This is a genomic window from bacterium, assembly GCA_021108215.1.
Lineage (GTDB): Bacteria > Oederibacteriota > JAAXVQ01 > JAAXVQ01 > JAUVAV01 > JAIORK01.
In genome coordinates, this window is record JAIORK010000012.1 from 1 (window position 1) to 9,075 (window position 9,075).

A 9,075-nucleotide genomic window follows, 5' to 3' on the forward strand; every position below is an offset into this window, starting at 1 on the left:
ATTATCAGTTTTCTTGAGTCGAGGGACTCTTTTTTATCCCAATTTGTCGCACTTGTAATTACAATTCACAGTATTCATCATTGGCATAAAAGAAAAGATTTCACCGCAGAGACGCTGAGACCGCAGAGAAAGGAATGATAGGGCCTAAAAGCCTAAAAGCCTAAAAGCCTAAAAGCCTAAAAGCCTAAAAGCCTAAAAGCCTTAAAGCCTTAAATGCCTTAAATGCCTTAAATGCCTTAAAATTAAATTTCTCAGCGAACTCAGCGTCTCTGCGGTGAAAATGGATATTTTCTTTGCGTAAAGGCAGGCTTTGCGGTATATTTCTGGGATTAATATTCCGGGGCGATACATGGGATCGTTGCGGAGAGTTATTCAATTTTCCGTATGAACAGGAAATTTCATGGCCAAAGATAAACAAGTTGCCAAAACAGCGGGTATAATTTCAGGTTTCACCATGATTTCACGCATTTTTGGATATGTGCGTGATGGTCTTGGGGGCGCGATCCTGGGTGCCGGATTTGCCAATGATGCCTATCTGGCGGCTTTTCGAATCCCCAATTTACTGCGCGATCTTTTTGCCGAGGGTGCGCTTTCTTCCGCTTTTATCCCTACATTTACATCCACAGCAGAGAAAGAAGGGGCCAAGCGGGCATGGCAACTGGTTTCCATTGTCATCAATGTGATTGTTTTGATCATGCTCGGTTTGGTGCTTTTGGGGGAATTGGGAGCGCCGCTATTGGTACGCGCGATTGTACCGGGATTTGCCGCTATTCCCGAAAAAATGGAATTGACCGTCCACTTAACCCGTATATTACTCCCGTTTCTTTCATTTATCAGTATGGCGGCTGTGTTCATGGGTGTCCTCAATTCCAGGGAACGCTTTGGGGTTCCGGCTTTTGCGCCGGTCATGCTTAATTTGACCATGATATTTTTTGGTTTTATTCTTTGTCCCTTGTTCGGAGATTTGCCGGAAGAACAGGTTGTGGGCTGGGCTTGGGGTGCGCTGGCCGGTGGATTGATGCAGATGGTGATCCAAATTCCAGCCGTGTTTAAACAGGGGTTTCGTTGGCAGCCATTGATCCGTTGGAGAGATCCTGGATTGCGCCGGATTATTAAATTGATGATACCTGCGATTGCGGGTCTTTCAGTGACCCAGATTAATTTATTTATCAATACCATCATTGCATCTTTTTTAATGGAAGGTGCAGTAACCTATTTATATTATGGGAACCGAATTATGCAATTGCCGCTGGGTGTTTTCGGTGTGGCCATTGCCACAGCCCTGTTGCCATTGACATCCAAGCATATTGCCCGGGGAGAAAAAGACCAATTCATAGAGACCCTTTCGTTTGGTATGCGGCTATTGTTCATTATCACGATTCCGGCTGCCGCAGGGATTATCGTATTGGCCGAGCCGATCAACCGGCTTTTGTTTGAGTACGGCCGCTTTGATCCTTTGGCAATTAAAGCGGTGGCCAAGGTCTCGATCTTTTATACTTGCGGCTTGGTCGCGTTTGCCGGCGTAAAAGTTATCGTGCCGACATTTTATGCACTCAATGATGCCAAGACACCGGTGATTGCGGCGGCAATCGCGGTGGGTGTGAATATTGGATTGAATCTATTATTGATGAAACCCATGGGATATACCGGGCTGGCGCTGGCGACCACCGTGGCGGCATTTGTGAATTTTGCGATACTTGTCATAAAATTACGCAAACATACCGGACAGCTGGATGCGAAAAGAATATTAAACTCTTTTATCCGGGTTTTTCTGGCAGGTGCCATGATGGGTTTTTTGGTTTGGTCGGGTGCACAGGGATGGCTGCCGGATGGCGGTGCCGGTATCGCGCGTTGGGAATTGGCTTGGAAGGTTTTTACACTGATTTTTACCGGGGTTTTTGCCTATGCAGCATTTTGCTGGTTTTTTCAGGTTCCGGAGCAAGAACGTGTATGGGGAATGGTGAGAAGCAAAATCGGCCTGGGGGATACCGGGAAATAATTTATGTAGGGGCGAATCCACTTGTCCGGCGCATGCCGGATGTATTCGCCCAATGGGGTTAAAAATGGAAAAATTACGTTTTAATATCATTCAAACTGACTGGGGTTTTGTCGCGGCGGCGATTAGCAAACACGGACTGCGTCATTTGCTCCTGCCGAAGGAAACCAAAGAGAAAGCATTTGAATCACTCTGTGCCAAAGTCAAGGATGAGAAATTGGTGCCGGATAACAAGGACCTGATTTTAAAAAAACTCACCGGTCAATTAAAAAATTATTTTATGGGACGGCTGGTGGAATTCACGTACAAGCTGGATTACAATACTGCTACGATTTTTCAACGTCAGGTCTGGTGTGTGACCCGGACAATCCCCTATGGTGCGACTCAAACCTATGGGTGGATTGCTGAAAAAATCGGTGATCCGGAATCCAAACGGGCGGTAGGACAGGCGCTCAATGCCAATCCCATTCCGATTTTAGTGCCCTGTCACCGGGTGATTGCCGCTCGCGGCAGACTGGGCGGTTTCGGCGGCGGGACGGAGATGAAAAGCCGTCTGCTCAAGCTGGAAGGTACTATTTTGGCATGAAGCGTTTTCACCGCAGAGACGCTGAGGACGCAGAGGAAGATTCAAAAACTATAAAAAATCAGGATATAAGGAAAAGGAAATACTGAAAGCATTAAACTATAAAAAGATTTTTTCTGCGTACTCAGCGTCTCTGCGGTGCCCGCTTTTTGGGTGTGCGGTGAAATGAATTTAATGAAAGTGTGATAATGATTTGAAACATAAAATAATTTTAAGGTTAATTCCGCTCGCCGCTTTTGTAATCCGTCTAATCGGGTGGAGTATGCGGATTCGACTGATAGACCCGAACAAAGTTTCCCCACAAGCGCGAACTGAGGAAAAATTCATCTATGCGTTTTGGCACAATCAGCAGATTTTGTCGGCTTTTTTTTTCCGCAATTTCGGTATCCGCGTATTGGTATCCCGCTCTAAAGACGGCGATTATATTACCGGGGTTTTAAAACAATTCGGGTTTGGTGCGGTGCGCTCCTCGTCGAGCAGCGGAAAAATAAACGCGTTGCGCGGATTGGTTAAGGAATTACGTAAAGGCGCGCATACCGCCATCACCCCCGATGGCCCCCGGGGTCCGGTTTATCAGGCGCAGCCGGGGGTGGTTTTTTTAGCAGCACTTTCCGGTCATCGGGTCGTACCTTTTGGGTGTGCTGTTAACCGGGTCTGGTCGCTGCGGCGTGCCTGGGACCGGTTCGAGATTCCCAAACCGTTTAGTCGCGCGGTGATTTTTTACGGCGACCCGATCAGTGTTCCCAAGAAACTTACGGATGAAGCGGCAAAAAAAATAGTGCAACACGTGGAAAACGAAATGAACCGTTTGCGCACGGCCGCGCAGCAACAGGTTGAAAACCCGGATGAAAGCAGGCATGGCTAATGGTGTGGAAGGATGTGCGCAGTAAAATTAAAAAGACATTTGGTGAACAAGAAGTCGCTAAATTGGAGAAAGCCTACCAGTTTACGGAGAAATGTCATTTTGGGCAGAAACGTTTGTCCGGCGATCCTTATGTGACCCATAGTATTGAAACTGCGGCGATTTTGTTTGAATTGCATTCGGATTCCGATGCGATTGCAGCCGGATTGCTGCACGATTGTATCGAAGACACAGACGCCACTTATGAAGAAATCGAGAAGGTATTCGGCAAAGAGGTTGCGGACCTTGTTGACGGGGTTACCAAAATCGGGACCCGGGTTTTTCGCGATTCGGAAGAACAAAAAGCGGAAAACCTGCGGAAGATCATGTTGGCCATGGTTCGGGATATTCGGGTCCTGGTGATCAAGCTGGCCGACCGCTTGCATAACATGCGCACCCTGGAATATTTGCCGGATGATAAGAGAATGCGTCTGGCCCGTGAGACCATTGAAATTTATGCCCCCCTGGCACACCGGCTCGGTATGGCCAAGATTAAAAATGAACTGGAGGATTTGGGTTTTAAACATCTTCATTTTAGCGAGTATACCGAGCTGATTTTGCAGGTGAAGTCTTTTGAAAAGCAGCGGGAGGCGGATATCGCCTCGGCGCAGGAACAGATTGTGAAGCTGCTGAGTGATATTAAAATTAAAGCCTCGGTAAGCGGGCGTATGAAACATTTATACAGTCTTTGGAATAAAATGCGTTTTCAGAATAAAAACCTGGATCAGATTTTTGATCTGATGGCTTTGCGTATTATTGTTCCGGCCATCAAAGATTGTTACGCTGCATTGGGCATTGTGCACGCCCACTGGAAGCCCATGCCCGGACGATTTAAAGATTTCATTGCCATGCCCCGTTCCAATATGTATCAGTCATTGCACACCACGGTGATTGGTCCTTCCGGCGAGCCTTTGGAAATTCAGATCAGAACCATTGAAATGCATAAGACCGCCGAAGAGGGGATTGCCGCCCACTGGTCTTACAAAGAGGGTGTGAGTGCCGGCGAGGCCTATACTGCCAAGCTGTCCTGGTTTGGACAATTCCTTGACTGGCAGAACGATCTGCGTGATTCCAGGGAATTTATGGAAGCGTTGAAAATTGATCTTTTTGAGGATGAGGTGTATGTCTTTACTCCTAAAGGAGAGGTCAAATCATTGCGCCGCAATGCCAATCCCATTGATTATGCCTATCTCATTCATTCGAAGCTGGGGGATACATTGGTAGGCGCCAAAGTAAACGGCCGGTTGGTCCCTTTAAGATATGAATTAAAAAACGGCGACATTGTAGAGGTCATCACGCGTGCGGACGGGAAGCCTTCCCGCGACTGGATCAAGGTGGTCAAGACGACCAAAGCGAAGAACCGTATCCGGCATTATTTCCGGCAAATCGAAAAGGATGATAAGGTCAAACACGGCAAAGCATTGCTGACCGTGGAGCTGGAGCGCTGCGGCACCACACTCAATGAGATGATGAAAAAGGAACGTTTGCTGGAAGTCGCGCAAGGGATGAATCTGAAAAGCGTGGAAGAGTTGCTGCTGCAAATTGGGGATGCGAATATCGGGAGCCGGACGATTGCCGGACGATTGGGACTGGATCTTCCCAGCACACAGGCACCGGCAACAGCGCAGCCGGCGGCATCCAAAGCCGACAAAGCTGAAGCGAGCGGCGTACGGGTCAGCGGATTGGCCGGGATGGTCATTCGCTACGCACAATGTTGTCATCCCATTCCCGGAGATGCAATCACCGGATATATTACCCAGGGTCGGGGTGTCTCGATTCACCGGCAGGATTGTTCCAATGTAAAAACATTTTTAAACGAACCGGACCGCTATGTGCAGGTTAGCTGGGATGACATGAAAGATGCGGTGCATGATATGCAGATTTTTTTACGAGCTGCCGGACGTGAACGTTTGCAGACCGACCTGCTGCGTGTTTTTGATGACATCCGTGTGCATGTCAAGGAAAGCACAACGCGCATCACACAGCAAAATCATTTTGAAGCAATTTTTACGATTCAAATCAAGGGGAAGGACCATCTGCGCGAAATTATCACTGCCTTGCAAAAAGTTAAGAGCGTGATTTCAGTTTCCCGCCGATGAAGGAAAAATAGGAGGTACACCGATGCAATCAGTCATGAGCGGACGTGCGCCCAAACCCATTGGGCCTTATTCACAAGCGATTAAAACTGAAAAATGGCTTTATCTCTCCGGGCAGATATCGCTGGACCCGATTTCCGGAACCGTGGTAGGAGATAATATTAAGGAGCAGACCCGGCAGGTTTTTGAAAATCTCAAAGCGGTTTTGGCTGCCGGCGGTGCTAATTTTTCCCAGGTTGTGAAGATGACAATATATATGGCGGATCTCAAGGAATTTACTGATTTAAATGAGGTCTATGCCGAGTACTTTACCAAACCGTATCCTGCCCGGTCAACGGTCCAGGTGGCAGGGCTGCCCAAAGGTGCGCGGGTGGAAATGGATGCCGTCGCCTGGGTGGGGAAAGTAGAATAATGTTCACCGGGTGGATACGCGTCGATGTTTTTGCTTTTTACGGTAGGGAACGGTCGCGACCGCTCCCTACTACAATGTGGTGAATAAAAAAAAGCCCTGGGATGAAATCCCAGGGCCATACAGCATGCGGTCGGATTAAGAGACCACCTTTTTCACCTTGTTGGAACGCAAACAACGCGTACAGACATTGATGCGCCGGATCGTGCCGTCAATATTGGCACGGACTTTTTGAAGGTTAGGTTCCCAGCGACGCTTGGTATGCCGCATCGAGTGGGAAACTTTAAATCCGACTTGGGATGTTTTACTGCAAATTTCACATTTTATTGACATGTTGGTTTCACCTCTATAAAAAATCAGGGGTAAATTTATCATGTTCATTGACTCTTGACAAGGAAAAAAATGAAAAAAAACGAAAAAAATAATAAAAAATTATCCAATCCGGAAGCAATATTGTGGCTGCTTAAACCGCTCCGCCTGGAGATGAAGCAGGGGTGTACTGACCGGGCAGTTGCCGGAGGTATCGGGAAATGGCTTCCGCTGGTACAGGAAAAGCTGATTGCACAGGCTTTTCTTCCGGAAAAGGAGAGTGCCGCGCTTTTAAAACCTTTGCAAGGGTATGTGACAGATTCGCCGGAGGAGCGGAAGGTTAAAATTTCAGCGATTTTTTCAAGTGTGGAAAAATTGGGGACCCCGACGGCGCAAAGCCCATCTGAGGCAGCGCCGGCGGTAGAGGAACAGCCTAAAGAGGATGAGCGCGTGACTGAGTTGGGCATGCCGGTACAGTATCTCAAGGGGGTAGGTCCCAAACGGGCGGGGTATCTTAGAAAAATTAATATTGATTCAGTTATGGATTTACTTTGTCATTATCCCCGGGAGTGGCAGGACAGGACCCAACTGAGTAAAATTCATCAGGTGAAAGAGGATGAGCATGTCACCATCTGCGGGAAAGTACGCGCCAAACAAACGTTTACCATCCGCCGGGGACTGAATATCACCAAGGTTATTTTAGATGATCAAACCGGTCAGATTGCCGCGACATGGTTCAACCAGCCTTATATGCGGGAGCGATTTGAAGAAGGGCAATGGGTGTTGGCCTATGGCAAGGTCAGCTTCTCCCGCAGCTGGCAGATTATGAATCCGGATTTTGAGATTTTAGAAGGTTCCAGTGAGGACCAGATACATACCGGCCGCATTGCTCCCATGTATCCGCTGACAGAGCGGATTTCGCAGCGCGTGATGCGCAGCATGTTGTATTCACTGGTTCAGCATTTGCCAACACACTTTCCTGATGTTCTGCCGGATGCAGTTGTAAAAGATCAGGCTTTTCCTGCAGCGAAGGTAGCCTATCAGGATATTCATTTTCCACCGGATTTTCCGGCATTGGATCAGGCGCGTCGCCGCTTGGTTTTTGAAGAACTGTTTTTACAGCAAATTGCCGTCGCGCGTATGCGGGTTACTTATGGACGTGTTTTGGCCAAAGCATTGCAGACCCAAGGAGCGAAGGTGACCGCCTTTTTGGAAGCGCTGCCGTTTTCACTGACAGAGGCACAGGACAAGGCACTTAAGAAAATTTTTGAGGATCTCGGGAAGCCGCATCCCATGCACCGGCTGCTGCAAGGTGATGTGGGATCAGGGAAAACCGTGGTAGGGGCTGCCGCCATGTTGGCGGCAGTGGATAGCGGTGTGCAAGCTGCTTTGATGGCGCCGACTGAAATTTTGGCAACGCAGCACTATCTTGTGTTGAAAAAGTATTTTGAACCGCTCGGCATAACCCTGGAACTTTTAACCTCCGGTGTCAAGGCGGTGGAAAAAAAACGAATCCATGCAGGACTGGCGGACGGCACAGTGGCCGTTTTGATCGGCACCCATGCATTGACCCAGGAAATAGTTGCTTTTAAAACATTGGGATTGGTGGTTGTGGATGAGCAGCATCGCTTTGGGGTTGAGCAGCGGGCGCTGTTGCGCGCCAAAGGTGAGCAGCCGCACACACTGGTTATGACCGCCACGCCGATTCCGCGCACCCTGGCACTGACTGCCTATGGTGATCTGGATGTTACCGTATTGGATGAATCACCGCCAGGCCGGATGCCTATTTCGACTCAGGCATTGGCGCATGGTCAAAGCCGTATGGCCTACGAAAAAATGAATCAAGCGGCGCAGGCCGGACGTCAGGGATATATTATTTTTCCACTGATTGATGAGTCGGAAAAACTGGATCTCAAAGCATTAACCAGGGAATATGCCCGGCTGGAAAAGCATGTTTTTACAGACAAGTCTCTCGGCCTGTTACACGGCAGGATGACAACGCCGGAAAAAGAAATAATTATGGCGGCGTTCAAATCCGGCAAGATTCAAATACTCGCGTCTACCACTGTGGTGGAGGTCGGGGTGGATATTCCCAATGCTACGGTGATGATTATTGAAAATGCCGACCGTTTTGGACTCGCAACTTTGCATCAGCTCCGCGGGCGAATCGGCAGGGGGCGTCACGCATCCTATTGTTATTTAATTGCGGACCCTTCAACTGAGGAGGGCAGGGCCAGATTGCGTATTATGTGTGCGGTGAAGGATGGATTTCAACTGGCTGAGGAGGATCTGGCATTGCGCGGTCCGGGAGAATTTTTTGGTTTGCGGCAGCACGGGCTGCCTGATTTAAAACTGGCGAATTTGATTCGTGATGCCGCTCAAATTGAGATCGCCAAGGAACATGCTGATCGTATTATTGCCAAAGACCGTGAGCTTGAACTGGATGAAAATCAGGCTTTACGTGAAGCTTATTTTGCGCTTTATCAAGATAGGGAATCACGCGCAAGGGTTGGGTAGTCAGCTTTCTTTAATAGTCGTTATTCTAATTATTTTGTGATATATTTTTCTGTTTATTTATAAGCTTTTTTCAAAAATCCACGTATAAATAAAAAATTATGCCATCCATAGCTTCAAATTGAAACGAACTCGATTTTATCTTTAAAATTAAAGAGTATTATTGGATAATGAATTTGATATCATTCTGTGAATATGCTATATTAATTGTAAATTAGTTCCAGTCATATAATATAGAAAATATTTTTAGAATTCATGGTGGCTTAC

General features: G+C 47.7%; 7 protein-coding genes. 6 read left to right on the forward strand and 1 reads right to left on the reverse strand.

Annotation, left to right across the window (positions count from 1 at the left end):
• Nucleotides 1–400: 400 nt before the first annotated feature.
• The 5 genes from murJ (at nt 401) to K8S19_02215 (ending at nt 5,988) form a co-directional block, all read left to right on the forward strand.
• Nucleotides 401–1,999: a murein biosynthesis integral membrane protein MurJ gene (gene murJ / locus K8S19_02195; protein MCD4812495.1), complete on the forward strand. Its 1,599-nt coding sequence runs from the start codon at nt 401–403 to the stop codon at nt 1,997–1,999.
• Between the two features lie 64 nt (nt 2,000–2,063).
• Nucleotides 2,064–2,582 (forward strand): methylated-DNA--[protein]-cysteine S-methyltransferase, encoded by a 519-nt coding sequence (locus K8S19_02200; GenBank protein ID MCD4812496.1) that lies wholly within the window; start codon nt 2,064–2,066, stop codon nt 2,580–2,582.
• A 259-nt stretch (nt 2,583–2,841) separates the two neighbouring features.
• Nucleotides 2,842–3,444 (forward strand): lysophospholipid acyltransferase family protein, encoded by a 603-nt coding sequence (locus K8S19_02205; protein ID MCD4812497.1) that lies wholly within the window; start codon nt 2,842–2,844, stop codon nt 3,442–3,444.
• A complete protein-coding gene (locus K8S19_02210) occupies nt 3,444–5,579 on the forward strand; it encodes a bifunctional (p)ppGpp synthetase/guanosine-3',5'-bis(diphosphate) 3'-pyrophosphohydrolase (GenBank protein ID MCD4812498.1) in 2,136 nt (711 codons plus the stop codon). The genes K8S19_02205 and K8S19_02210 overlap by 1 nt, the downstream gene beginning before the upstream one ends.
• Before the next feature lie 22 nt (nt 5,580–5,601).
• Nucleotides 5,602–5,988 (forward strand): RidA family protein, encoded by a 387-nt coding sequence (locus K8S19_02215; GenBank protein MCD4812499.1) that lies wholly within the window; start codon nt 5,602–5,604, stop codon nt 5,986–5,988.
• Nucleotides 5,989–6,123: 135 nt separating this feature from the next.
• Here the strand turns inward: K8S19_02215 and rpmB are convergent, their stop codons facing one another.
• Nucleotides 6,124–6,318, reverse strand: a complete 195-nt coding sequence (gene rpmB / locus K8S19_02220; GenBank protein ID MCD4812500.1) for a 50S ribosomal protein L28 — start codon at nt 6,316–6,318, stop codon at nt 6,124–6,126.
• Between the two features lie 69 nt (nt 6,319–6,387).
• Between rpmB and recG the strand changes: the two genes are divergently transcribed.
• Nucleotides 6,388–8,811, forward strand: a complete 2,424-nt coding sequence (gene recG, locus K8S19_02225; protein ID MCD4812501.1) for an ATP-dependent DNA helicase RecG — start codon at nt 6,388–6,390, stop codon at nt 8,809–8,811.
• The last annotated feature ends 264 nt before the right edge of the window (nt 8,812–9,075 follow it).